Below are 25,060 nucleotides of genomic sequence, written 5' to 3' on the forward strand. Positions count from 1 at the left end.
ACCCCTCATCTCAGACCCTCCAAAGGCAGAAGAGTCAGACAGAATCCGCTACGATTGAGTCGAGCTTGAGGCCGTCAAACTTCTGAGTCGGGACACTAGCGGGATGCGGTCGATGAAAGGTTTCCACCGCGCCGTCACGTTCGAACCGCACCCGCGACCCTCTGCCCTCGATGATGCGGCAGCCCAGCGCAATAAGCAGAGACTCAATGGCCGCCCACTCGATGCTACCCGAGACGGGATCCTTGAACACCGCAGCCAGAGTCTTCCGCTGCTTGCTGTTCATGCAAGCAATATGGCATGGATGATGAAATGTGCAAGCGGACGAGGAGTTCGCCCCTCACCCGCCCTCCGGCTGGCGGATGGCGGCGCGGGTGAGCATGTAGCGTTCGGCCTCGGCCATGTGCTCGGCCATGAGCGCGCGGGCGCCCTCGGCGTCGCCCAGCTTGAGCAGGCGCATGAGGCGCACCTGGTAGTTCAGCGCCGTCTCGCGCAGTTGCGGGTTCGGGGTGGCGTAGATGGCGCGGCAGACAGCCATCTCGCGCAGCAGGCGATGCAGGAAGACGCAGGAGAAGGTCAGCAGGCGGTTGTCCGAGAAACCGGCCAGCACCGAGTGGAAATCCAGCTCCGACAGGCGCTGCTGGAACTCCTCCTCCGCGTCGGCGGGGAGGTGATCATAGAGTCGGATGGTCTCCTGCAGGCGCACATAGGCCGCCTCGTCCAGCCGCCCGGCCAGCCCCGCCACCAGCTCCGGCTCCAGCAGCTTGCGCAGGGCATAGATCTCGGAAAGGCTGGGCCGGCTGAAGAGGAAGAGGTTGCTGAGCAGGTCCATGGCCTGCCCCGCCGAGAGCGCCGAGACGAAGACGCCGCCGCCGGGGCCGGTGCGGGTCTTGATCAGCCCCTGGGTCTTCAGCGCCTTCAGCGCCTCGCGCACCGTGCCCTTGGCCGCCTGCAGATGCGCCTCCGAGAGCCACTCCTGCGGAATGCGGTCGCCAGGGCGCAGGCCGTGGGCGGCGATCAGGTCGCGGATCTGCTGGGCAATGGCGTCGGCCCGGCGGGTGGGCCGGCGCGGCGGCAGCTCCAGGCGCTCGCCCACCCAGGCCGGCTCGTCGGCCCCAGGCGCGTCAGGCCTCATTGTCGTCGCCTCATGCCCGCTCCCCGACCCGCGGCGGGTGGAAGCAGGCGGCCAGGTGCGCCGGCTCCTCTCCTTTGGCCTCGAGCGGCGGCCGCTCGCTGCGGCAGCGTTCATCGGCGGCGGGGCAGCGCGCGGCGAAGGCGCAGCCGGGCGGCGGGTTGAAGGGGTCGGGCAGCTCCCCGCTTTCGGACTCCGGCACCAGCACCGGCTTGCCCGGCACCGGCGCCGAGTCCAGCAGCAGCCGGGTGTAGTGATGCGCCGGCCGGGCGAAGATGCGCTTGGCCGGCCCGACCTCGGCCAGGCGGCCGAAGTACATCACCGCCACCCGGTCGCTCACGCTCTCCACCACCGCCAGATCGTGGCTGATGAAGACATAGGTGAGGCCGAAGCGCTGCTTCAGGTCGTCGAGCAGGTTGAGCACCTGCGCCTGCACCGAGACGTCCAGCGCCGACACCGGCTCGTCCAGCACCATGAGCTTGGGACTGGCCGCCAGCGCGCGGGCGATGCCGATGCGCTGCGCCTGGCCGCCGGAGAACTCGTGCGGATAGCGCTGCAGGAACTCCGGGCGCAGGTTGACCGCGTCCATCAGCTCGGCCAGCCGCTCCTCACGCTGTGCCCGGTTCAGGCCCAGCAGGTGGATCAGCGGGGTTTCGATGATGGTGCGGATGGTCTTGCGCGGGTTCAGCGAGGAGATCGGATCCTGGAAGACATACTGGATCTGCCGGGCCATGGCCTTGAAATCCCGGCGCACCGCCTCGGCCAGATCCTCGCCCTGAAAGCGGATGGCGCCGTCGGTGGGGCTGTCGAGCCCGGCCAGCATGCGCGCCAGCGTGGACTTGCCGCAGCCGGACTCGCCGACGATGCCCAGGGTCTCGCCCGGCTGCACCTCGAGGCTGACGCTCTGGACCGCGTGGACCGCCGGGCGCGGCTTGCCGAAGAGGCTCTTGCCGCCGCCAAAGCGCCGCTCCACCTGCTGCATCTCGACCAGGGGGGCCGTAACAGGCATGGCCGTATCAGGCATGGGCCGCAGCCTCCTCACCGGCTTCAAGTGGGAAGAGACAGCGCGCGGCGCGCCCCGGTGCCACCTCCTGCAGGGTGATCTCACCGCTGCGGCAGCTCTCCTGCGCCCGGGGACAGCGCGGCGCGAAGGCGCAGCCCGGCGGCAGGTCGTCCACCGAGGGCGGTAGCCCCTCGATGGCATCCAGCCGCCGCTCGCCCTGGCCCAGCACCGGCACGCAGTCGATCAGCTTGCGGGTATAGGGATGCGCCGGCGCGTCCAGCACCTCCTCCGTACGTCCTGTCTCCACGATGCGCCCGGCATACATCACCGCCACCCGGTCGCAGAGCGCGGAGACCACGCCGAAATCATGCGTGATGAAAAGGATCGAGGTCTGCTTGTCATGCCGCAGCTTGTTCATCAGGGTCAGAATCTGCGCCTGCACGGTGACGTCGAGCGCGGTGGTGGGCTCATCGGCGATGATCACCTCGGCGTCGTTGGCGAGCGCCATGGCGATGCAGACCCGCTGGCGCATGCCGCCGGAAAGCTCGTGCGGATAGGCGGACAGCCGCCGGCCGGCGTTGGGAATGCGCACCAGTTCCAGCAGCTCGCGCGCCCGGCTCTCCGCCTTGGCCCGGCCCAGCGGCTGGTGCGCCCGGATGGCCTCCACCAGCTGATCGCCGACAGTGAAGAGCGGGTGCAGGCTGGACAGCGGATCCTGGAAGACGTGGCTCACCGGCCCGCCGCGCAAGGCGCGGATACGCTCATCCGAGGCGGCGAGCAGGTCCTCGCCCTTCAGCAGGACCGCTCCGCCCACGATGCGTCCCGGGGGCGTGGGCACAAGACCCATGATCGACATGGCCGTGACCGACTTGCCGGAGCCGGACTCGCCCACCAGGCCAAGGCATTCGGTCTGCCCGAGCCGCAGGTCGACGCCGCCCACCGCCTCCACCTGACGCCGGCCCATGCGGAAGGCCGTGCGCAGCCCGCGCACCGAGAGGGCGGCCTTCTGGTCCTCTGCCTCCTCCGCCGGCACAGACGCCGGATCGCGCTCGATCGCCGTGCGCGCCACCGGACGGGTCAAGGCACCGGACTTCAGGCGTGGGTCGAGGACGTCGCGCACGCCGTCGCCGAAGAGGTTGATGCTCATCACCAGGAGGAAGATCGCCAGGCCCGGGATGATCGCCACATGCGGCGCGTTGAACAGCACCCCGCGGCCGTCGCCCAGCATGGAGCCGAGGTCGGCCTGCGGCGGCTGGGCGCCCAGGCCCAGGAAGCTGAGCCCGGCGGTCTCCAGGATCATCCAACCCACGGTGGTGGACATGGTGATGACGATGACCGGCAGGACGTTGGGCAGGATCTCGGTGAAGAGCACCCGTGCCGGCGACTTGCCCGCCAGACGCGCCGCATCGACGAACTCGCGCTGCGCCAGGCCCAGTGTGACGCCGCGGATGTTGCGGGCGAAGAAGGGGATGTTGACCAGGGCGATGGCATAGAGCGCGTTGATCAGTCCCGGCCCCAGCACGGCGACGATGGCCAGCGCCAGCAGGATGTAGGGAAAGGCCATCAGCATGTCGATGCCGCGCATCATCAGGTTGTCGACCCGCCCGCCGGCAAAGCCAGCCAGCAGGCCGATCAGCGAGCCGAAGAAGGCAGCGATGATCGTCGCAGACAGCCCCACCGCAATACTGACCCGCAGGCCCGAAAGGATGCGCGAGAGGATGTCCCGGCCCAGGGCGTCGGTGCCCAGGAGATGCCCCTCCGTCAGCGGCCGCAGCAGGCGGTTGGAGGGGTCCGTGGCATTGGGATCGTGCAGCGGCAGCAGCGGCGCGACGAGCGCCAGCAGCAGCAGCGCGACCAGGATGAAGAAGCCGCCGGCCGCCATGCGGTTGTTGAGCAGCAGGGCGAAGGCGCTGGGCCGCCGGTTGTCCTTGCGTTGGCCCGTCATCGCCGCAACCTCGGATCCAGAGTCGACTGCACCACGTCGGCAGCCAGATTGAAGAGGACGTAGCTGGCGGCGACCACCAGGACCCCGCCTTGCACCAGCAGCAGGTCGCGGGTGGAGATGGCCTTGACCAGCATGGCGCCGATGCCCGGCCACTGGAACACCGTCTCAATATAGACGGCCCCGCCCAGCACGAAGCCGGCCTGAATGCCGATGACGGGGATCACCGCCACCAGCGCCGACTTGGCCGCATGGCGATAGACCACCCGCCGCTCGCTCAGACCCTTGGCGCGGGCGGTGCGGATGAAGTCCTGGCGCAGCACCTCGAGCATGGCGGTGCGGGTGAGACGCGCGATCACGCCCGTTGCCACCGCCGCCAGCGTCACCGCCGGCAGCAACAGGTGGCGCAGCAGGTCGGGCAGGTCGCCGCCGCCGTAGATCGCATACATGCCGCTGGCCGGCAGCAGCTTGAGATTGACCGCGAAAAACAGGATCAGCAGCAGCCCGAGGAAGAAGGACGGCGTGGAGATGCCGATCAGCACGAAGAAGGTGACGATGCGGTCGGTCCAGCCGAACTGGCGCACCGCCGAGACGATCCCGGCCAGCAGGCCGAAGACCGAGCAGAGCAGCAGCGCCGTGCCGGCGAGGATCAACGTCGCCGAGAAGCGCTCCAGCACCTCGTCGATCACCGGGCGATTGAGGGAGTATGAGCGGCCGAAGTCGCCCTGCAGCAGATTGCCGAGCCAGACCAGATATTGCTCCGGCAGGGAGCGATCGAGCCCGAGCTGGCGGTTGAGCCGCTCCACATTCTCGGGCGTGGCGTAGGAGCCGAGGATCGCGGTGGCCGGATCGCCGGGGATCATCGCCATGATCAGGAAGACGATGAGCGTCAGGCCCAGCAGCACCGGCACCAGCGCGATCAGGCGTTTGAGGATATAGCCGCCCACGACTGCGTCCCCCCGAATGGGCGCGGGTCCGCCCGCTCGCTGACGGACGGACCCGGCTGGATCTACTGCAGGCCTACTGCTTGGCCACGTCGTGCAGCATCAGGAAGAAGGAGGGCTGCAGCCGGAAATTCTCCACGGCCGCGGTGGTCACCGCCCCTTGCTTCCAGTTGGCGACGAAGGCCCAGGGTGCATCCTCCTGCACGATCGCCTGCATTTCGCGATAGAGCTCGGCCCGCTCCTCCGGATCGGTGGAGATACGCGCCTGGTTCAGCAAAGCATCGACCTCCTCGTTGGAGTAGTAGCCCGAGTTGAAGCCACCCTCCTCCGGGAAAGCCTCGCTGCGCAGGGTGAGGAACGGCAGGGTGTCTGGATCGTTGGTCATCCAGGCCATCTCGGCCATGTCCGCCTTGCCCTCGAGCCCCGGGTTCACCTGATCGAGGAAGGTGTTCCACTCATAGGTCTCGATCTCGACTTCCATGCCCACCTCGGCCAGGTCGGCCTGGATTGCCGTGCCCATGGCGACGGGGTCGAGCATGCCGGAGCCGCCTTCGGTGACATAGAAGGTAACGGTCTCGCCGTCATAGCCGGCCTCGTCCAGCAGCTCGCGCGCCTTGTCCGGGTCGTGCGGATAGGGCTCGAGCTCCTCGTTGTAGGCCCAGGCGAAGGCCGGCGCGATCGGACCGGCAGCGATCTCGGCCGTGCCCTGCAGCACGTCCTCCACCAGCGCCCGCTTGTCGATGGCGTAGTTCACCGCCTGGCGCGCCGCCTTCTCGGTGAAGGGCCCCTCGCGCATGTTGAGGATCAGGAACCAGACGTGCGGGCCGGCCTGCTCATGCACGGCGAAGTCCGAGGCATCGCGGAAGTCGCTCATGGAATCCGGCGGCACCTCGACCATGATGTCGAGCCCGCCCGACAGCATTTCGGCCACGCGGGTGTTGGAATCGGTGATCGGGCGGAAGACCACGGCTTCCGGCTGCGGCGCGCCGTCCCAGTAGTCTTCGTTGCGGGTGACCACCACGCGCTGATTCGAGGCCCACTCCTCGAACTTGTACGCGCCGGTTCCCACCGGGTTGCGGCCGTAGTCCTCGCCCTGCTCCTCGACGGCAGTCGGCGAAACGATCAGGCCGGTGGGATAGGCCAGGTTGGACAGGAAGGGCGCGAAGGGCTCGCTCAGCGTGAAGCGCACCGTGAGCTCGTCCACCGCCTCGACCGAGTCCACCGCCGAGAAGAAGAAGGCCAGCGGGAAGGGCCCGGTGTCGTGATAGGGGTGTTCCTCGTCCAGCATACGCTCGAAGTTGAACTTCACCGCTTCGGCCGTCAGCGGCGTGCCATCATGGAAGGTCACCCCGTCGCGCAGGCTGAAGGTATAGACCGTGCCGTCCTCGGAGACCTCCCAGGAGTCTGCCAGAGAGGGTTCCACCTCCAGCGTCCCGTCGGCATAGCGCACCAGGCCGTCGTAGAGATTGACGAGAATGCGGAAGTCGTTGACCGCGGTGACGGCTTGGGGATCGAGCGACTGCGGCTCGGCAATCTGCCCCACCACGAGCACGTTGGGTGGGGTCTGGGCCGCTGCCGGCATGGCCAGAGCGAGCGCGGTGCCGGCGAGCGCGATCTGGAGCGATCGCTGCGCCATACGAAGCATTGGAAACCTCCCTCCTGCGAAAGCGTGATGCGATAATTAATCCTGAAAATTTTGTGACAAGCAACCATTGATCATTATAAATTCCGAGTGGTGGGTTACCCCCAACCTCCTCACAGCCTCGGGAGAACCAGGATGACGGACACCTCGGCCGCGCGGATCGACGCGGCGCGACTGAGCAGCCTGCTCGACGGCCTCAACCAGTTCGGGCGCAATCCCGACAGCGGCGGCTTCAATCGTCCGGGCTTTTCCGACGCCGACCTCGCCGCACGGCGCTGGCTGTCGACGCGCATGGAGTCGGAAGGGCTCAGCGTGCGCTGGGACGCAGCGGGCAATGTCTTCGGGCGTCTGGGTCCGGAAGACCGCCCCTCGGTGATGACCGGCTCCCACGCCGACACGGTGCCGGAAGGCGGCGCCTTCGACGGCACCCTGGGCGTGGCGGTGGCCCTGGAATGCGTCCTGGCCCTGCGCGATGCCGGCATCATGCCCGACTATCCCATCGAGGTGGTTGCCACCAGCGAGGAGGAAGGCCGCTTCGGCGGCATGCTGGGTTCCCAGGCCATGGTCGGGGCGATCGACAAGGATTGGCTCGAACAGGCCGCCGATGCCAACGGCGTGCGGCTCTGGGACGTGATGCTGGCCCAGGGACTCGATCCCTCCCTGGTCCCCGAAGCCCGCCGCGCCCCGGGCAGCGTGCGCGCCTTCCTGGAACTGCACATCGAACAGGGGCCGGTGCTGGAGCGCCGCGGCACCAGCATCGGCGTCGTCGACAGCGTATCCGGCGTGGTGAACTGGTCGGTCTCGCTTTTTGGTGAGGCCAATCACTCCGGCACCACGCCCATGTCGATGCGCGCCGACGCCTTCGCCGGCCTGGCGGAAGCAGCCGGGCAGATACCCCGAATCATCGCCGAGACGGGCAGCGAGCAGTCGCGCATCACCATCGGGAAGGTCGATCTGCAGCCAAACTTTCCCCACACCGTCCCGGGCCAGGCCGACTTCTCGGTGGTGCTGCGCGACACGGACCCGGCAATCATGCACGCGCTTTGCGCCGCCTTCCGCGCAGCGGTGGAGCAGGCCTGCCGCAACCACAACCTCACTCACGAAATCGTCGAGCGCAGCTGGCTCGATCCCGTGCGCCTCGACACGGATATCACCCAACTCCTGACCGAGGAGGTCGGGAAACTCGGGCTCAGCCATATGGTCATGCCTTCGGGCGCCGGCCACGATGCCCAGACCATGCAGGGCCTCTGCCCGTCCGGCTTGATCTTCGTGCCCAGCCGCGGCGGTGTGAGCCACGCGCCGGAAGAATGGACGGACTGGCCGGCGATCCTCGACGGCGCGCAGTTGATGCTGAACGCCCTGATCCGCCTCTGCCGCGCCGAGAACTGATCAGGCCCAAGCAGCCTTCTTGCGTTGATGTTCCGCCTGCCGCTTGCTTAGCTCGGGCTCCCGCCGCACGCGCGTCGCAGCAGCCAGGAGAGAGCGAGCAGATGGGTCCTGTTGTCGATCCCGTTACCCCGGATGAGCAGCTACCGGAAAAGGTCGATGTCGTTGTGGTCGGCGCCGGCATCGTCGGCACCTGCACTGCGCTCTCACTGGCCGAACGGGGTGTCTCAGTGGCGCTGTGCGAAAAGGGCGAGGTGGCCTGCGAGCAGTCGAGCCGCAACTGGGGTTGGGTGCGCACCACCGGTCGTGACAGCCGGGAAATGCCGCTGATCCAGGAAGCCCAGCGCCTCTGGGACGAGATGAACGCCAAGACCGGGGCGGATACCGGCCTGCGGCGACCGGGCATCGCCTATCTGGCGGACAGCGACGCCAAGGCGGAAGGCTTCGAACACTGGCTGGCCATGGCCAAGGCGCATCAGGTGGATTCGCGCCTCGTCACCGGCGCGGAGCTGGAAGCGCTCATGCCCGGGGCGACTCGAAGCTACAAGGCCGGGTTGCTGACCCCCAGCGACGGGCGCGCCGAGCCGCAGAAAGCCGCCCCGGCCATCGCCAGCGCGGCCCAGCGCCTGGGCGCGAAGCTTTTCACCCGCTGCGCCGTGCGCGGAATCGAAACCGAGGCCGGGCGCGTGTCCTCGGTGATCACCGAGCGCGGGCGCATTGCCTGCTCCTCGGTGGTGCTGGCCGGCGGGGCCTGGTCGCGCCTCTTCTGCGCGCGCCACGCCCTGACGCTGCCGCAGCTCACCGTGCGGGCCTCGGTCTTCCGCACGACACCTGTGGAGGGCGGGCCGGACAGCAATCTCTGGACCCCGAAGGTGGCGCTGCGCAAGCGCCTGGACGGCGGTTACAGCATCGCCAACGGCCACGCCAACCTGGCGGAGATCGTGCCGGACCACTTCGCCTTCTTCTTCCAGTTCCTGCCGGCCCTGCGCGCCGAACGCGGCAGTCTGAAGCTCAAGCTCAACAGCCGCTTTATCGAGGAACTGCGCCGGCCCAAGCGCTGGGCACTCGACGCCCCCTCGCCTTTCGAGGCAAACCGCTGCCTCGATCCAGAGCCGGTGGACTCGATCAATCAGGAGGCCTGGGACGACCTGCGCCAGCTCTTCCCCGTGTTCCAGCAGGCCCAGATCGCCCAAGCCTGGGCCGGCATGATCGACGTCACTCCGGATGCGGTTCCGGTCATCTCCGAAGTGGAGCAGCAGACGGGCTTTTTCGTGGCCACCGGCTTCTCCGGCCACGGCTTCGGCATCGGGCCCGGCGCCGGCACGCTCATGGCCGAACTCGTCACCGGCGCCCCGCCCTGCGTCGACCCGACGCCCTTCCGCTTCAGCCGCTATTCCGATGGCAGCAAGCCACGGTTGGAGATCTACTGAAGCGCTTGAATCTGCGCGAACACGTTCAAATCAGAGCAGATTCACGGGCCGAGCAGCCTCAGTAGTAGCGAACCCTTGTAGCGCTGCGCTGGGCCTCGTTGGCAGCAAGGCGTGCTTCACGTTCCTGTTGGATCGCCCCTATCGCCGAGTCGCAGGAGCGGGCGTCATTGTTGTTGCTCTGGCAGTTCTTTCGGACCTTGCTCATGGCATCGGCCGCTTCATCCTCGATGCGCGCGGCGCGCCTGTCGAACCAGATGTCCCGTTCCTCGAGGGTTCCAAACTCCTCCGGCGGGAGCAGGACCATGACGGACGAGGGGTACTTGTGCATGGCACCGGTGCTGGCATCGACGGCAACGCCGATCAGCCCTCCGAAGAGCACATTTCCGAAGGTCATACCCTGAAAGCTGCTGTCCAGGGGCGCAGCAGCTTTCTGGTACCCTTCCTTCTCACAATTCACCGACACGTGATCTTTAGACTTGCCCAAGGACACGCTGCCGGGCGTCGGATTGACGACCGCCACGACGCTGCCGCCACGCTCCAGACTGCAGGTGGCGCCTGATGGATCACTGTTGATGGTTACCGTCTGACTCGTGCCTTCCACGATGGAAGAGCAGGCAGACGTCAAGAATAGCAGCCCCAGTAAGGGCACGATGATACGAAACATGGACTCCCCCCGATATGCGAGAATTAGCTTCGCCATTCTACAAGGTGCAGGGGAATCGCAAACACAAAACCGCGTCGGCTAGCCGCCCTGGATCGCCGCGTCGGCTGCGCCTCCTCGCGATGACGCCGTGGGAATTGGGGGCTGATAATCCAGTCTCGTCATCGCGAGCCGCAAAGCGGCGCGGCGATCCAGGGCCATTTTCTAGTGGCCCCCAGGGATCTTGGGGACTGCCGCGCTCCCTGCGGTTGCCCGCAATTACGGCGGTTTGAGCCTTGCCGCCTGGACCGTTCGAGCAGAAGCGATTCTCAGCCGTAAAGCCAGGGTTGGCTGGCCTGCTGCTTGGCTTCGAAGGAGTCGATGGCCGGGGCGTTCTGCAGGGTCTGGCCCACGTCGTCGAGGCCGTTCAGCAGGCAGTGCTTCTTCCAGGCATCGACCTCGAAGGGGATCACCTCGCCGTCGGGACCCTGGATGGTCTGGCTTTCCAGGTCCACCGTCATGGTCGCGTTGGCGCCGCGTTCGGCCGCCTCCATCATCTTGTTGACCTGCTCCTCCGGCAGCACGATGGGCAGGATGCCGTTCTTGAAGCAGTTGTTGTGGAAGATGTCGGCAAAGGACGGCGCGATGACGCAGCGAATGCCGGCGTCGAGCAGCGCCCAGGGGGCATGCTCGCGCGAGGAACCGCAGCCGAAGTTGTCGCCGGCAATGAGGATCTTGGCATTCTTGTAGGCCGGGCGGTCGAGCACGAAATCCTTGGGGCTTCCGTCCTGGTTGTGACGCAGGGCGTAAAACAGCCCCTCCGCCAAACCGGTGCGCTTGATCGTCTTCAGAAAGCGCGCCGGGATGATCATGTCGGTGTCGACGTTCACCATCGGCAGCGGCGCGGCGACGGCGGTGAGCTTGTTGAACTTTTCCATTTCTCTCGTCCTTTGTCGCCGGCTCAGCAGGCCAGTTCGCGCACGTCGGCCAGATGGCCGTAGATCGCCGCGGCGGCGGCCATGGCGGGGCTCATCAGGTGCGTGCGGCCGCCAGGGCCCTGACGGCCCTCGAAGTTGCGGTTGGAGGTGGAGGCGCAGCGCTCGCCCGGCTCCAGCTTGTCCGCGTTCATGGCCAGGCACATGGAGCAGCCCGGCTCACGCCAGTCGAAGCCGGCTTCCGTGAAGATGCGATCCAGCCCCTCGGCCTCAGCCTGTTCCTTCACCAGGCCGGAGCCGGGAACGATCATGGCATAGACGCTTTCGGCGACCCTGCGGCCCTCGACCACCTGCGCCACTTCGCGCAGGTCCTCGATGCGTCCGTTGGTGCACGAGCCGATGAAGACCTTGTCAATCGCAACATCGGTCAGCTTCTGCCCGGCCTTCAGCCCCATGTACTCCAACGAGCGTTCGATCGCCTTGGCCTTGTTGGCGTCGCGGCCCGCTTCCGGCCCGGGAATGCTGCCGGTGATGGGCAGCACGTCTTCCGGCGAGGTTCCCCAGGTGACCAGGGGCTCGATCTCCGATGCGGTGAGGCGCACCTCCTTGTCGTAGTGCGCGCCTTCGTCGGATGGCAGGCTGCGCCACAAGGCCACGGCCTGTTCCCAGGCCGCGCCCTTCGGGGAGAACACCCGGCCCTTGAGATACTCGAAGGTGGTCTCATCCGGCGCGATCAGGCCGGCGCGCGCGCCCGCCTCGATCGACATGTTGCACACCGTCATGCGCCCTTCCATGGAGAGGCTGCGGATCGCCTCGCCGGCGTACTCGATGACGTGCCCCGTGCCGCCTGCGGTGCCCAGACGGGCGATGATCGCCAGGATCAGGTCCTTGGCCGTGATGCCGACCGGCAGCGGCCCGTCCACACTGACAAGCATGTTCTTGGCCGGGCGCTGGTAGAGCGTCTGGGTGGCCAGCACGTGTTCCACCTCACTGGTGCCGATGCCGAAGGCCAAGGCCCCGAAAGCGCCGTGGGTGGAGGTGTGGCTGTCGCCACAAACGATGGTCATGCCGGGCTGCGTCAGGCCCTGCTCCGGCCCGATGATGTGCACGATACCCTGTCGCACGTCGTTCATGGGGATGAGGGGCACGTCGAAATCGGCGCAGTTCTTGGTCAAGGTATCGACCTGGATCCGGCTTTCCTCGTCCGCGATGCCCTGGGCCCGATCGCTGGTGGGCACGTTGTGGTCAGGCACCGCCAGCGTGGCATCCGGGCGCCGGACCTTGCGGCCGGCCAGCCGGAGACCTTCGAATGCCTGGGGCGACGTCACTTCGTGCACGAGGTGACGGTCGATGTAGAGGAGGCAGGTGCCGTCCTCCTGTCGATCAACCACGTGTGCATCCCAGATCTTGTCGAACAGTGTCCGCGGTGCGGCCATGACTCTACTCTCTCCCGAACGGGCTCAAGGAATGGGACCAAGCGCAGCAAAGCTGCACCGGCGTGCGCATTTGTCCCTCGTCGCAGCGCCTGCTCTGCGGTGGCAGAGAATAGCGCCTGCCCCCGGCCATCGCAATTCTTCGAAACTTCATTGCGCCGCATGACGCAAGGGCGCTATGCATTTGCGTAAGGGATGCGTTCTTGACGCCGGCAGATGCTTGAAGAAGATCGGCGACCTGTGGGAGGGGATCGGTATGACCATCGACAACAAGACGCTATTCGCCCTGGTGGACCGCGGCGATCTGTCTGCCGTGACAAAGGCCCTGGAAGCGGGCGCCAGCGCGCAGACGGAGGACCGCTTCGGCGTGAGCCTCACCCACCGCGCCGCCGCGGGCGGGCACGCCGAGTTGCTGCGCCGGCTGCTTGCGCGCGGAGCCACGGCGGATTGCACCAGCGACGTCGGCAACACCCCCCTCATGCTGGCTGCCGCCAATGGCCATCTGCCGGTGGTGGAACTGCTTCTGGCCGAAGGCGTGGATCCGGAACGGGAGAACCGCTGGGGCTACCGCGCCGCGGCCTGGGCCGACTGGTCCGCCAGCGCCGCCGACATCAAGGCCGTCATTCAGGCCGCCCAGGGCTGAACCGGCGCGGGCCTTTCCGCGACCTGCGTGACGCGGGTTACTTCGGCCAAACTCTTGCCACGTTCTTGCGCAAGAAGAGGGTCGGTGGGGCAGCACAGCTTGTGCTGCTCCGCAACATCGATGGAAGTTATGGCTAACCGTCTGCGTTTGCCACACTTTTCATAGGATCGCATACAAACGGTAAATTTTTTTGTTGCATTGCAGCGTCTCATGAGACATATACTGCATTGCGGCATGAACGACTCAGGTTGCTTATGCCGCACGTCTCTAAGGGCGTTTCCTCCCTAGACTTGGGCCGTGCCTCGTGCACGGCCTTTTTTTTTCGTTCTCTGCGGATAAGCGGGGAGAGCTATCAATCCGTTCCGACTGAATCCGCTCTTTACCAGAATTGATCGCGATAAGTTGATATCGCGGCGCAATCCGGCCTAGTTCCCGGAGTCTTCGCCGCCATCCCGCCCCTTGGTAAAGTGCTGTTCGAGGCGCCCCAGCAGCACCATGACAATCAGACCGGTCGCCATGGCAATTGCCCCGACGGACCAAAGGCCGAGGCCACAGGCAACCCCGACAGCGCCCGCCAGCCAGAGCCCCGCCCCCGTGGTCAGGCCCTTCACGGCGCCGCGGGACTGGATGATGGCGCCGGCCGCGAGGAAGGCCACCCCGGCCGTCACCGCTTCTATCATGCGGATCGGGTCGACGCGGATATTGTCGCCCTGGATGATGTCCGCGTGCGTGATCTCCAGCGTCAGGATCGAGAAGAGAGCGCTGGCCAAGGACACAAGGATGTGTGTGCGCAAGCCCGCCGGACGCCGGCGCCACTCCCGCTCGAAGCCGATCACGGCACCCATCGTGGCGGCAAGCAGCAAGCGTATCGCGATGGTGTCCAGAGGCAGATAAGGCCAGGAGGTTACGTCGAGCAGCGATGATTCCATTGCCAGCTCTCCCTATGTTGGGCCGGCGGCGGCCCGAAGTATAAGTATCAGTCCTTAGGCGGCAGGCTGGCCCCCTCGCCCAACGGCCGCTGCAACAGCACTGTGTCGAGCCAGCGCCCGAACTTGAAACCGACGTTCTCGAAGGTTCCCACCCGGCGAAACCCCAGTGCCTCGTGTAGGGCAATGGAGCCGGTGTTGGCGCTGTCGCCCACCACCGCCACCATCTGGCGCCGGCCGGCCCGGGTGGCCTGGTCGATGACAGCCGCCAACAGCCCACGGCCAAGACCCTGGCCGCGCGCCGCCGGATGCACATAGACCGAATCCTCGACGGTGAAGCGATAGGCCGGGCGCGGCCGATAGACGCCGGCATAGGCATAGCCCAGCACCTGGTCTTGGCGCTTGGCCACCAACCAGGGCAGGCCTGCATCGAGAACCGCGCGACAGCGCCGGGCAAACTCCGCGCCATCCGGCGGCGCCAACTCGAAGGAAGCCGTGCCCTGCTCGACCTCTCGGGCGTAGATCAGGCGCATGGGCTCGAGATCGGCCTCCAGCGGCTTGTCGATGTCGATACCGGGCAGTGCCGGCGCTCCACAGGTCATTGTGCTTGCAGATCCTTCGCGTCCACGGCCGCCAGGGCCTCAAGCAGTGCCGGCATCAGCCCGGCAAGACGGCGCAGGCCCGAGCGGCGGCGAATGGCGGCCTCGTCCATGTAGAGCGCGCGATTGATCTCGATCTGCAGCGCATGGACGCCTTCGTGGGGCCGGCCGTAGTGGCGGGTCACGAAGCCGCCGGAATAGGGCTTGTTGCGGCGAACCCGATAGCCGGCACGCCGCAGCGTCTCAAGCGCCGCCTCGGTCAGCGCAGGCGCACAGGCCGTCCCGTAGCAGTCCCCCAGCACGAAATCTGCCGCCTGCTGCAGACCACCCGCCTCGCGGCTACCGGTGGTCGAGGGCATGGAGTGGCAATCCAGCAGAATGCAGTAGCCGAAGCGTCGCCGGGTCGCATCGATCAGTTCGGCCAGGTTGTGGTGGTAGGGGTAGTAGTAGTGCCGGATGCGCTCCAGCGCTTCGGAGAGCGCCAGCTTACCGCGATAGATCTCCGCCCCATTGGCGACAACGCGCGCGATGGTGCCCAGCCCCGCCGCCACCCTGGGCGAGCGGGTGTTGGCGAAGTCCGGCAAGGGCGCATCGAACATCGCCGGATCGAGTTCATAGGGTTCGCGGTTCGGATCGACGAAGGCCCGCGGGAAGAGCGCACGCAGGAGCGGAGCGCCCAGCTCCGGCGCGCAGGCGAAGATCTCATCCACGAAGCTGTCTTCCGACCGGCGCAGCATGAGCGGGTCGAGCCTGGAGGCTGCGAGGAACGCCGACGGGTAGCGCGACCCGCTGTGCGGCGAAGACAGCACCAGCGGCAGGGTCTGACGGGCAGGCTGCAGGACCTCGTGCCCCGCGATGAAGGTCTGTGTGTCGGAGACGGCGACGGACGCGTCCATGGCTGTCCAAAGTTGCGAATGCTTCTCTTCCAGGTTTACGTCAAAGGGGTGTGCGTGTCACTCATCGCAATCACCCTGCCCCTTCCGCCCCTCCTTCCAGATCAGGCGAGACGATGGATTTGCCCAGCCCCCTCCACCGCGGCCGATTGCTGCGCCGCTACAAGCGCTTTCTGGCCGATGTGCGCCTGGATGACGGCCGGGAGGTGACCGCCCACTGCGCCAACCCCGGCTCCATGCTGGGCCTGCTAGCCGAGGGGGCCGAGGTCTGGCTGGCCGGGAACAGCGATCCCAAGCGCAAGCTCGCCTGGTCCTGGGAGATGGTGCGCGCCGACGGGGTGCTCGTGCCGGTCAACACCAGCAATCCCAACCGCATCGTGCCGGAAGCCCTTGCGGCCGGCGCTCTGCCCGAACTGTCCGACTATGGCCTGGTTCGCCGCGAGGTGCGCTACGGCCAGGGCAGCCGCATCGACCTCTTGCTGCAGGGACCAGAGCGCCCCGACTGCTATGTGGAAATCAAGAACGTCCATCTGCGGCGTGATGGCATGGCCGCATTTCCGGACAGCGTGACCGCCCGTGGCACCCGGCACTTGAGAGAGCTCGTCGACATGGTCGCCGCCGGCGCCCGCGCGGTGCTGCTCTTTCTCGTGCAGCGTGAAGACTGCGAGGCCTTCACCGTGGCGGGCGACCTTGACTCGGCCTACGCCGAGGCGCTTGAACTTGCCGCGCGCAGCGGCGTCGAGGTGCTCTGCTACGACTGCAGCATCACCCTCGAAACGGTACACCTGCGCCGCCGGCTGCCCACGGCCTTCGATTGGTAGAGAGCACAGTAGGCTGGCATCAGGCCTTGGCAGCACGCGCACGCGCTCTGCGGCGGGCCCGGGGCCGCTCGACCAGCGAATAGAGCGCTGGGATCACCACTAGGGTCAGGATCATGGAGGTGATCATGCCGCCGATGATCGCCGCTGCCATGGGCGCCGTGGTATCCGCACCGGCGCCCAGGCCCAGCACGGCCGGCACCATGGCCAGCACCAGGGTCATGGAGGTCATGATCACCGGCCGGAAGCGCAGCGGACAGGCGGCGAGCAGCGCCTCGTCCACCCCCATGTCGCGCTTCTCGCGATACTGATTGGTCAGGTCGACCAACAGGATGCCGTTCTTGGTGACCAGTCCCATCAGCAGCAGCAGGCCGATCATGGAGTAGATGTTCAGGCTGTAGCCGCCGATCCAGATGCCGACCACCCCACCGACCAGCGCCACCGGCTGGGCCGCCATGATGAAGAAGGGTTGGATCAAGGAATTGAACTGGCTGGCCAGCACCATGTAGACCAGCGCCACCGCCAGCAGGAGCACGAAGAGCATCGCATCGGCGGTCTGGCGCAGTTCCTCCGCCTCGCCCACCAGTTCCAGATTGTACCCCAGCGGCAGCAGGTCGGCGGCATGGGCCTCGACCCGCTCGATGGCCTCGCCCAGACCCGTCGCCGGCGTGGCGAAGAACTCCGCGGCATAGTTCATGCCGTAACGGGCGATCACGGCCGGACCGGTTCGCCGTTCGAAGTGCGCGACGTTGTCCAGGCGCACAAGGTCGCCGCTGTCGGCGCGCAGATAGATCTTATTGATGTCCTCCGGTCCCTCGAAGGTGCCGTCGATCGCCTTGACGCGCAGGTTGTAGCGCTGGCCGTCGCCCGGCCAATCATTGTAGCGCGCCACATTGACGCCGCCCATCAGGGCGTTCGTGGTGTCGCCGATCTGCTGTGCGGACAGGCCGAGACTGCGTGCCCGGTGACGGTCGATCACCAGGCTGATCTGCGGGAGGTCGAGTTCCAGTTCGAGGTCGACTGAACTCAAGGCCTCCTCGCCTTCCAGGCGCGTCAACAGTTCGGAGGAGAGCTCGTTGACCCGGTCCAGATCGTCTCCGGTGAGCACGAACTGCAGCGGCTCGCCGCGCTCGCCTCCCAGAAAAGGAATGTCGGAGGCGAAGGCGCGCACGCCGGCCAGCTGATCCAGCCTGGGCTGCAAGCGCTCCATGATCTCCTGCTGCGAGGCATCCCGCTCATCGCGATCCGTCAGCGTGACGAAGACGACACCCGAACTCACTTGGCCGTCACGGCCCAGCCCCAGGGCGGAGAAGGTGGTAGAGACCGCCTCGTCCTCCTGCAGCAGTTCATCGACGAGTGCCAGACGCGTCGCCGTATAGTCCAGACTGGAGCCCAGGGGAGCCTGCACGCTCACAGTGAACTGTCCCGTGTCCTCTCGCGGGGTGAACTCGGCGTCGATGTTGCGCAGCGGCCAGAAAGCCAGCGCCAAGGCGAGCGCCACCAGAACCAGGACGGGCAACCGCGCCTTCAACGTGAGAGCGAGCAGGCGCCGGTAGCTGTTCTCCATCCCTGACTGGATGCGCTCCAATGCCCGATACACCGGGCCATGCTCCTTGCGCACCTCCAGGAAGCGGGAGCAGAGCATGGGCACAAGTGTCAGGGCGACCAGGGAGGAAGCCAGAATGCCGAAGGTGACCACGACGGCGAAGGATTCGAAAAAGCGGCCGATGATGGCGTCAAGGAACAGCACGGAGACGAAGATCGACACCAGCGCCAGCGAGGTGGCGATGACGGCCATGAAAACCTCGTCGCTGCCTGCGATGGCGCCATCCCAGGCGCCCCGCCCTTCGCTTTCGCGGTGCCGGTAGATGTTCTCCAGCACCACGATGGCATCGTCGACAACGATGCCGATGAGCAGCAGCATCGCCAGCATGGTGACGGAATTGAGCGTATAGCCGAAGAAGTAGATGACCGCGACCGAGGCCATGAGGGATATGGGGATGGAGAGCGAAACGATGAGGGTGGAGCGCAGGTTCTTGAGGAAGAACCAGATCATCAGCGCAGTCAGCACCACCCCGAGAAAGATCGTGAGGAACAGGCCCTCCACCTGCTCCTGGATGAACACTGACTCATCGTAGGCAACCGAGAGCTCTATGCCAGGAGGCAGAGCCGGTGCGATGCGGGTTTCGACACGCTCGCGAATTTCGGCTGCGATAGCGGCGGTGTTGGAGCCGGGAATCTTGACCACGCCCAGTCCGACCGTCGGCTCGCCGTTGAACAGCGAGTGACGTCGCCGGTCTGCAGTGCCGTCGACCACCCGGGCCACGTCCCCGAGTGTGATCAGCGCGCCTTCGCGCTCGGCAACCAACAGGTCCAGCAGGGCGACGGGATCGTGAAACTCGAGGTCGAGCTGAATCTGCTCCTCGCGCTGGCCGGCCTCAAGGAAGCCGCCCGCCATCATGACGTGCTCTTCGCGCAGAGCGGAGATCAGTTCGGTGACAGTCACATTGTGCGCGGCCAGCTTCGCCGGATCCACTTCAACCCGGATGTTGCGAATCTCGCCGCCACCGTACTGGACCTCTCCCACACCGGTGACGCTTCGGATCTGCGGCCGGATGACTTGGCGGGCATAGGTGTCCAGATCGCGCAGAGTCCAATCCCCGGTCAGCGACAGCCAGAGAACCGGCTGAGAGGCCGAGTTCACCTTCTCGATGACCGGATTGTTGGCGTCCTCCGGCAGGGTGCTCAGACGGCTGACGCGAGCCTGCACCTCATTGAAGGCAACGTCGATGTCCTTGCCCAGTTCGAATGTGATCGTGACGATGGAGGCACCGGGAACCGAGATCGATCGGATGTTGCGTATGCCGGGCACGGCATTCACGCCGCGCTCCATCGGCTCGGAGATCGAGGAATCGACGATCTGCGCATCGGCACCGGAATAGCTCGTGCTGACGCTGATGACGGGCATGTCCACGTCGGGCATGCGGTCAACGCCGATGCTGCGCATGGAAATGGCCCCGAAGAGCACGATCACGGCACTGAGCATCACCGCCAGGACGTGGCGGCGGACGGAAACTTCGGGCAAATTCACCGGTTCAGCCTTCGCTCTCGGCTGCGTCAGGAGTCTCGGCGTCGTCGCCGGTCGGATCAGGCAGCATGTCGTCCGAAGCCGGCTGCGCCTCTACCACAACGCCGTCGGCCAGGAACCCGGCGCCATCGATGATGACGCGCTGGCCCGGTTCCACCCCCTCACGCAACTCCACCCAGGAGGCGGTCCTTCGGCCGAGCACGACCGGCGTTTCCACGGCCACCCCCTCCTCTTCCACGTAGACCACATCACCGTCGGGGCGCAGCACCACCGCCTGGCCAGGAACCACTACACTTTCGCGCATCTCCAGAACGACTTCGGCATGCACGCTGCCCCCGGGGCGCCAATCACCGGGATTGCTCAACTCCGCCAGGGCCACGATTGCGCGGCTTTCCGCGCCGACCGTGGGCAGCAGCGAGGATACTTCTGTTTCCACCGTGGCCTCGTCGGCGCCATTTCCGTAAAGCCTAACCGCCTGTCCAACCTCCAGTCGTTCGCTCAGGCGCTCCGGGAACGGCATCTCCAATTCAAGCCGGTCGCCGCGGACGATCCGAAACATCTCCTGTCCGGGCGACATGTACTCGCCTTCACTGACGTGGCGCACATCAACTCGGCCGGCAAAGGGCGCGAGAATGGTGCTGCGGTCGCGATTGAGTTGGCTGCTTGCCAGCCGAGCGCGGGCCATGATCAGGGATTGCTCCAAGGAGACGAGGTCGGACTCTGTCTGCTGCATCACGGCTTCCGGCACATGCCCGCCCTCGCGCAGCTGGCGCTGGCGATCCACCTCCGCTTCCATGGTCTCGATCTCGGCAGTCAATTGCCCGATTTCCGCCCGTGCCTGGCTCAGCTGCAGTTCGAAATCGAGGGGATCGATGACCGCCAATTCTTCCCCCAACTCCACTTCATCGCCCTCGGAGACTCGGATCTCGATCAGGCGCCCTTCCACCTCCGCGGAAATGGTCGTATCGGCGCGCGCGCGCAGCCGCCCCAGCGAGCGCTCCACATCCTCGACCTGCTGCAATTCGGTCGCCATGACCGTCACCCGAGGTGCCGGCGGCCCCACTTCGGTTTCATCGGTTTCCGCCTCGCTGCAGGCGGTCAGCAGAAGGACTGCACCCAGAGGCAACAGCCAGCGGGTTCGCGAGAAACCGAAAGGGCAAGGAAACATAATCTTCCGTGTCAGGTATAGCGGGAGGGAGGCGGCTGCCATGGGGGGAGCCATACCACTTTCGGCCCAGAAACGAAGGCGGGCCAAGGGGTTTTTGCGCCTGTCAGCAGGATCTGAAGTCAATCGTACTCGGGCAGCAGCGCAAGTTGCGCGCCGCTGACGGCCAGCCTGAGGGTCTCTGCCGTACTGTTCTTGATCACAATGGCGCTCAAAGGAACGACGAACTCACGACCGCCAAAACCGAGAAAGCCGCCCTTGCGCGCCAGCAGCGCAACAGGCTCGTCCTCACTGGCGAGCACCGCCGTCACCTTCCCGGCGGAGCGTCCGTCCGCGTCGCGCAGTGCGCCCCCGATTGCCTTCTGCAGTGACAGGCCGCGATGGTAAAGCCCGGCCGCCTGATCGGGGTCCAGGGGGATAAGTGCGACGCTGCCACCGGAATTGGGAGTTGTAGACTGGCGCCCTCCGTCCGCCGAGAAGGGCGCAAGCATCACCGCGAGGTCGGCATTCTCGGCGCCGCGGATCTGCTCATTCTCTGGGGGAACAACGTGAGGATCCAGGTGCGGAAGTGTGTCCTCGGCCGCAGCCGGTGCCATCAGGACTCCGCCGACCATTCCGGCGAGAACCAGCGTGGTCAGCGAGCCCCTTGCACCGTCCCTGCGTGTCATCGTCCGTCACCTCTCGGTTCAATCCTCGAGCGTGACCATCATCTGATGGCTGCAGTTCTCGGCTCAAGCTCCCGCGAAAGGTTGCCCCCCGCTTGTCATCGGCGCGTACCACTTTTGGTCACACGAAGGAGAAAGCGAGGGGTTCTGTGTCATGTTCCAGGTCTGATCGGTGGACGTCACTCCACGAGCAGCGGGACTTTCGGCTGCGATGAGGAACCGTCCGGGCCGGAGTCCTTGCGTTTCGTGCGCTTCTCGGGCTCCTCGAACTGGAAGCTCAGGCCCTCACCTTCCACATCAATGCGCACCATGCCGCCTTCCATGAGGCGCCCGAACAGCAGTTCCTCGGCCAGGGGCTTCTTGATGTGCTCCTGGATCACGCGGGCCAGCGGACGCGCACCATAGGCCGGTTCGTACCCCTTCCGACCCAGCCAGGCGCGGGCCGCATCGCTCAACTCGATGGTCACGTTGCGGTCGGCAAGCTGCGCCTCGAGCTGGATGACGAATTTGTCGACCACGCGGCCGATCGTCTCCGGCAAGAGGCCTGCGAAGGACACCACGGCGTCCAGGCGGTTGCGGAACTCCGGCGTGAAGAGGCGGTTGATCGCTTCCAGATCCTCTTCCGTGCGGACTTCGCGCCCGAAGCCGATCACCGGCTTGGCCATCTCCGCCGCTCCTGCGTTCGTGGTCATGATCAGGATGACGTTGCGGAAATCGACCGTCTTGCCGTTGTGGTCGGTCAGCTTGCCGTAGTCCATGACCTGCAGCAGCACGTTGAACAGGTCTGGGTGCGCCTTCTCGATCTCGTCCAGGAGCAGCACCGAGTGGGGGTGCTGGTCCACAGCATCGGTCAGCAAACCGCCCTGGTCGAAGCCGACGTAGCCCGGCGGCGCGCCGATAAGGCGGCTGACCGAATGGCGCTCCATGTACTCGGACATATCGAAGCGCGTGAGCTCGATGCCCATCGTGCGCGCGAGCTGGCGGGCCACCTCGGTCTTGCCGACACCGGTGGGGCCGGCGAAGAGGTAGCTGCCGATGGGCTTTTCCGGGTCGCGCAGGCCGGCACGGGACAGCTTGATCGCAGCCGTCAGCGTGTCGATGGCCGCGTCCTGCCCGAAGACCATGGTCTTGAGATCGCGCTCCAGATTGCGCAGCGCTTCCTTGTCGTCGCGATTGACCACTTTCGGCGGAATGCGGGCGATCTTGGCGACGATGGCCTCGACCTCCTTTACCCCGATCAGCTTGCGCCGGCGTGATTCGGGCAGCAGGGCCTGGGCGGCGCCGACCTCGTCGATCACGTCGATGGCCTTGTCGGGCAGCTTGCGGTCATGGACGTAGCGGTGCGCCAGCTCCACGGCTGTACGCAGCGCCTCGTTGGTGTAGCGCACCGAATGGTGCTTCTCGTAGTAGGGCTTGAGCCCGCGCAGGATCTTCACCGCGTCTTCGACGCTGGGCTCGTTGACGTCGATCTTCTGGAAGCGCCGCACCAGCGCGCGGTCCTTCTCGAAGTAGTTGCGGTACTCCTTGTAGGTCGTGGAGCCGATGCAGCGCAGCGTGCCGGTCTGCAGCGCCGGCTTGAGCAGGTTGGAGGCATCCATGGCGCCGCCGGAAGTGGCGCCGGCGCCGATGACGGTGTGAATCTCGTCGATGAAGAGGATCGCGTGATCCTGCTGCTCCATCTCGGTCATCACCGCCTTCAGCCGCTCCTCGAAGTCGCCGCGATAGCGGGTGCCGGCCAAAAGCGCGCCCATATCCAAGGCGAAGATGGTGGCATCGGCCAGCACCTCGGGTACGTCCTTGTCGACGATGCGCTTGGCCAGCCCTTCGGCAATGGCGGTCTTGCCGACACCGGGGTCACCGACCAGAAGAGGGTTGTTCTTGGTGCGACGGCAGAGCACCTGGATGGTGCGCTCGATCTCGGCCGCACGGCCGATCAGCGGATCGATCCGCCCCTCGCCCGCCTTGCGGTTGAGGTCGACGCAATAGGCGTCCAGCGCCTCGCGTCCCTTGCGCACGACCTTTTCGGACTGCGCGTCGTTCTCGGCGCCATGCACGGTGCGGGCCTGTTCCTTGCCGGAGACCTTGGCAATCCCGTGGCTGATGTAGTTCACCGCATCCAGCCGGGTCATATCCTGCTCCTGCAGGTAATAGACCGCGTGGCTCTCGCGCTCCGAGAACATGGCCACCAACACGTTGGCGCCGGTCACCTCGGCCCGACCGGAGGACTGCACATGGATGGCGGCGCGCTGCAGCACGCGCTGAAAACCGGCCGTGGGTTTGCTCTCCCCGGCGTGGATGTTGATGAGGTTGCTCAGTTCGTTGTCGATGTACTCGGTGAGTTCCGAGGTCAGCCTGTCGAGATCGACGCCACAGGCGCGCATCACGGCAACGGCATCGTTGTCCTCACCCAGGGCCAGCAGCAGGTGTTCAAGCGTGGCGTACTCGTGACGCCGCTCGTTGGCCAGCGCAAGCGCTCGGTGAAGGGTCTTTTCCAGGCTGGGGGAGAGCATGGGTCTCGCCTACTCCTTTTCCAACGTGCATTGCAGCGGATGCTGATGCTTGCGTGCGTAGTCCATCACCTGGGTCACCTTGGTCTCGGCCACCTCGTAGGTAAAGACTCCACAAATCCCAACACCACGCCGATGCACGTGCAACATAATCTGCGTTGCTTCTTCACGATTTTTCCCGAAGAAGCGTTCCAGAACATGAACGACAAACTCCATGGGTGTGTAGTCGTCGTTCAACATCAACACTTTGTAGAGTGCCGGCTTCTTTGGCCGCACACGGGGTTTAACCACCACCTGTGTGGAGGGGCCGCGGCCGCCGCTGCCGCCCTGATCATCACTCATATCACCCTCAACCCTATCCGCGGGCCCGGCGGGCCCGTTACCTATCGCGTGCGCACAGCCTATCACGAATCACGGCGGATGATGACGGCTTCCTGCTGCCCGTCCGGACCGGCAGGATCCACTCGTCTTCCCTCACAGGGATATAGGCATTCCCATCGGCTGCAACAGCGGGCAGAATCAAAAAGACCCGGCGGATCGCTCCGCCGGGCCCTTCAAGACCGGTATGACCGGGATGTTGCAGACGGTCAGGCCGCCGGCTTCATCATCTTCTCGACGTTCTGGTGCATGCGCGACTGCAGCGGCTGGAAAGCCTCATTGGCGACCTGCACGCTGAGCTCGGTCAGCTTGGCCGACTCAGAGAGCATCTTGTCGATCTGGCCGCGGGTAAACTCGCTCTGCAGATCAACGAACTCCTGAGCGGTCTTCGCACCCATCAGCTTCTTGGAAGCGGAGAGGCTCTGCTCCATGTTCGCCTGGGTCATGGCGAGCATCTGCTTGCTAAGCGCCTCGAAGCCCTTGGCGAAGCTGTTGCTGGAGGCAACGAAGGCCTCGAAGTTCGCCTGGTTCACAGACGTCAGCTCGTTGTAGTTCTGAAACAGGGAAGCGGAGGTCTTCTCGACCTGCTCCTGGGTCATGGAAATGGCCTGCTCGTACTGCTTGGAGGCAGCGTCGGTGCTGACCTTCACGAAAGCCTCGACGCTTTCCTTGCCGGCATTGACGGCGGCCTCGACGGGCTTCATGGCGTCCTGGGCGGAATTGTTCTTCTTGCTGGAAGCGGTGGACATGGCAAATATCTCCTGAGTTCTAGGGGGCTGCATTCTGTGGAGAACGCGCATCCCTGATGCCGCGTCCCCTTGAACGGTACCTTGTTCCGGGTGACCGCTTTGCTGCAGTGCAGCATGACAGGAACATAATCAGCCCCTATCGGGA

22 protein-coding genes are annotated in these 25,060 nt (G+C 65.8%); 4 read left to right on the forward strand and 18 right to left on the reverse strand.

The features are described from left to right. Positions 1-34 precede the first annotated feature (34 nt). The 6 genes from ABZ720_RS07185 to ABZ720_RS07210 form a co-directional block, all read right to left on the reverse strand. Positions 35-283 (reverse strand): type II toxin-antitoxin system HicA family toxin, encoded by a 249-nt coding sequence (locus tag ABZ720_RS07185; RefSeq protein ID WP_366554837.1) that lies wholly within the window; start codon positions 281-283, stop codon positions 35-37. Positions 284-337: 54 nt separating this feature from the next. Beyond that, positions 338-1,132 carry a FadR/GntR family transcriptional regulator gene (locus ABZ720_RS07190; RefSeq protein WP_366554838.1) on the reverse strand — a complete coding sequence of 265 codons (795 nt, stop codon included), beginning with the start codon at positions 1,130-1,132 and terminating at the stop codon, positions 338-340. Positions 1,133-1,142: 10 nt separating this feature from the next. Then, positions 1,143-2,153, reverse strand: coding sequence for an ABC transporter ATP-binding protein (locus ABZ720_RS07195; protein ID WP_366554839.1), 1,011 nt, complete (start codon positions 2,151-2,153; stop codon positions 1,143-1,145). Next, positions 2,146-4,077, reverse strand: a complete 1,932-nt coding sequence (locus ABZ720_RS07200) for a dipeptide/oligopeptide/nickel ABC transporter permease/ATP-binding protein (protein WP_366554840.1) — start codon at positions 4,075-4,077, stop codon at positions 2,146-2,148. Before ABZ720_RS07200 ends, ABZ720_RS07195 begins: the two co-directional genes overlap by 8 nt. Further along, positions 4,074-5,021, reverse strand: a complete 948-nt coding sequence (locus ABZ720_RS07205; protein ID WP_366554841.1) for an ABC transporter permease — start codon at positions 5,019-5,021, stop codon at positions 4,074-4,076. Before ABZ720_RS07205 ends, ABZ720_RS07200 begins: the two co-directional genes overlap by 4 nt. A gap of 73 nt (positions 5,022-5,094) precedes the next feature. Further along, positions 5,095-6,663 (reverse strand): ABC transporter substrate-binding protein, encoded by a 1,569-nt coding sequence (locus ABZ720_RS07210; RefSeq protein WP_366554842.1) that lies wholly within the window; start codon positions 6,661-6,663, stop codon positions 5,095-5,097. Between the two features lie 132 nt (positions 6,664-6,795). Between ABZ720_RS07210 and ABZ720_RS07215 the strand changes: the two genes are divergently transcribed. Together ABZ720_RS07215 and ABZ720_RS07220 are read left to right on the forward strand one after the other, a co-directional pair. Further along, entirely contained in the window at positions 6,796-8,049 is a 1,254-nt protein-coding gene (locus ABZ720_RS07215; RefSeq protein ID WP_366554843.1) for a Zn-dependent hydrolase, read from the forward strand. Between the two features lie 101 nt (positions 8,050-8,150). Next, positions 8,151-9,476, forward strand: coding sequence for an NAD(P)/FAD-dependent oxidoreductase (locus tag ABZ720_RS07220; RefSeq protein ID WP_366554844.1), 1,326 nt, complete (start codon positions 8,151-8,153; stop codon positions 9,474-9,476). A 58-nt stretch (positions 9,477-9,534) separates the two neighbouring features. Here ABZ720_RS07220 and ABZ720_RS07225 read toward each other — a convergent pair whose 3' ends face one another. The 3 genes from ABZ720_RS07225 to leuC form a co-directional block, all read right to left on the reverse strand. Further along, positions 9,535-10,140, reverse strand: a complete 606-nt coding sequence (locus ABZ720_RS07225) for a hypothetical protein (RefSeq protein ID WP_366554845.1) — start codon at positions 10,138-10,140, stop codon at positions 9,535-9,537. Between the two features lie 305 nt (positions 10,141-10,445). Continuing rightward, positions 10,446-11,054 carry a 3-isopropylmalate dehydratase small subunit gene (gene leuD / locus ABZ720_RS07230; protein ID WP_366554846.1) on the reverse strand — a complete coding sequence of 203 codons (609 nt, stop codon included), beginning with the start codon at positions 11,052-11,054 and terminating at the stop codon, positions 10,446-10,448. A 23-nt stretch (positions 11,055-11,077) separates the two neighbouring features. Next, a complete protein-coding gene (leuC, locus tag ABZ720_RS07235) occupies positions 11,078-12,487 on the reverse strand; it encodes a 3-isopropylmalate dehydratase large subunit (RefSeq protein WP_366554847.1) in 1,410 nt (469 codons plus the stop codon). 253 nt (positions 12,488-12,740) lie between these two features. On the opposite strand from leuC, the gene ABZ720_RS07240 reads away from it, so the two are divergent. Continuing rightward, positions 12,741-13,127 (forward strand): ankyrin repeat domain-containing protein, encoded by a 387-nt coding sequence (locus ABZ720_RS07240; protein WP_366554848.1) that lies wholly within the window; start codon positions 12,741-12,743, stop codon positions 13,125-13,127. 425 nt (positions 13,128-13,552) lie between these two features. Here ABZ720_RS07240 and ABZ720_RS07245 read toward each other — a convergent pair whose 3' ends face one another. Genes ABZ720_RS07245 through ABZ720_RS07255 form a run of 3 tightly spaced genes read right to left on the reverse strand, consistent with a single transcriptional unit; the run spans position 13,553 to position 15,548 of the window. After that, entirely contained in the window at positions 13,553-14,056 is a 504-nt protein-coding gene (locus ABZ720_RS07245; protein WP_366554849.1) for an MgtC/SapB family protein, read from the reverse strand. A gap of 47 nt (positions 14,057-14,103) precedes the next feature. Further along, a complete protein-coding gene (locus tag ABZ720_RS07250; protein WP_366554850.1) occupies positions 14,104-14,655 on the reverse strand; it encodes a GNAT family N-acetyltransferase in 552 nt (183 codons plus the stop codon). Further along, positions 14,652-15,548, reverse strand: a complete 897-nt coding sequence (locus ABZ720_RS07255; RefSeq protein ID WP_366554851.1) for an N-formylglutamate amidohydrolase — start codon at positions 15,546-15,548, stop codon at positions 14,652-14,654. Before ABZ720_RS07255 ends, ABZ720_RS07250 begins: the two co-directional genes overlap by 4 nt. 113 nt (positions 15,549-15,661) lie before the next feature. On the opposite strand from ABZ720_RS07255, the gene sfsA reads away from it, so the two are divergent. After that, positions 15,662-16,366, forward strand: a complete 705-nt coding sequence (gene sfsA, locus ABZ720_RS07260) for a DNA/RNA nuclease SfsA (protein WP_366554852.1) — start codon at positions 15,662-15,664, stop codon at positions 16,364-16,366. Between the two features lie 19 nt (positions 16,367-16,385). Here the strand turns inward: sfsA and ABZ720_RS07265 are convergent, their stop codons facing one another. The 6 genes from ABZ720_RS07265 to ABZ720_RS07290 all read right to left on the reverse strand — a co-directional run bounded on the left by ABZ720_RS07265 (position 16,386) and on the right by ABZ720_RS07290 (position 24,915). Continuing rightward, on the reverse strand, positions 16,386-19,454 hold the full coding sequence (locus tag ABZ720_RS07265; protein WP_366554853.1) for an efflux RND transporter permease subunit: 3,069 nt from the start codon (positions 19,452-19,454) through the stop codon (positions 16,386-16,388). A gap of 4 nt (positions 19,455-19,458) precedes the next feature. Then, entirely contained in the window at positions 19,459-20,619 is a 1,161-nt protein-coding gene (locus ABZ720_RS07270; protein WP_366554854.1) for an efflux RND transporter periplasmic adaptor subunit, read from the reverse strand. Positions 20,620-20,738: 119 nt separating this feature from the next. Then, the gene (locus tag ABZ720_RS07275; RefSeq protein WP_366554855.1) at positions 20,739-21,284 is read right to left on the reverse strand and encodes a hypothetical protein; all 546 of its coding nucleotides are present in this window, start codon (positions 21,282-21,284) and stop codon (positions 20,739-20,741) included. A gap of 176 nt (positions 21,285-21,460) precedes the next feature. Continuing rightward, on the reverse strand, positions 21,461-23,791 hold the full coding sequence (gene clpA, locus ABZ720_RS07280) for an ATP-dependent Clp protease ATP-binding subunit ClpA (RefSeq protein ID WP_366554856.1): 2,331 nt from the start codon (positions 23,789-23,791) through the stop codon (positions 21,461-21,463). A 9-nt stretch (positions 23,792-23,800) separates the two neighbouring features. Beyond that, positions 23,801-24,130, reverse strand: coding sequence for an ATP-dependent Clp protease adapter ClpS (gene clpS / locus ABZ720_RS07285; RefSeq protein WP_275818977.1), 330 nt, complete (start codon positions 24,128-24,130; stop codon positions 23,801-23,803). A 245-nt stretch (positions 24,131-24,375) separates the two neighbouring features. After that, positions 24,376-24,915, reverse strand: a complete 540-nt coding sequence (locus ABZ720_RS07290) for a phasin family protein (protein WP_366554857.1) — start codon at positions 24,913-24,915, stop codon at positions 24,376-24,378. Between the last annotated feature and the right edge of the window lie 145 nt (positions 24,916-25,060).

The organism is Aquibaculum sediminis, assembly GCF_040712085.1.
GTDB lineage: Bacteria > Pseudomonadota > Alphaproteobacteria > Kiloniellales > DSM-21159 > Aquibaculum > Aquibaculum sediminis.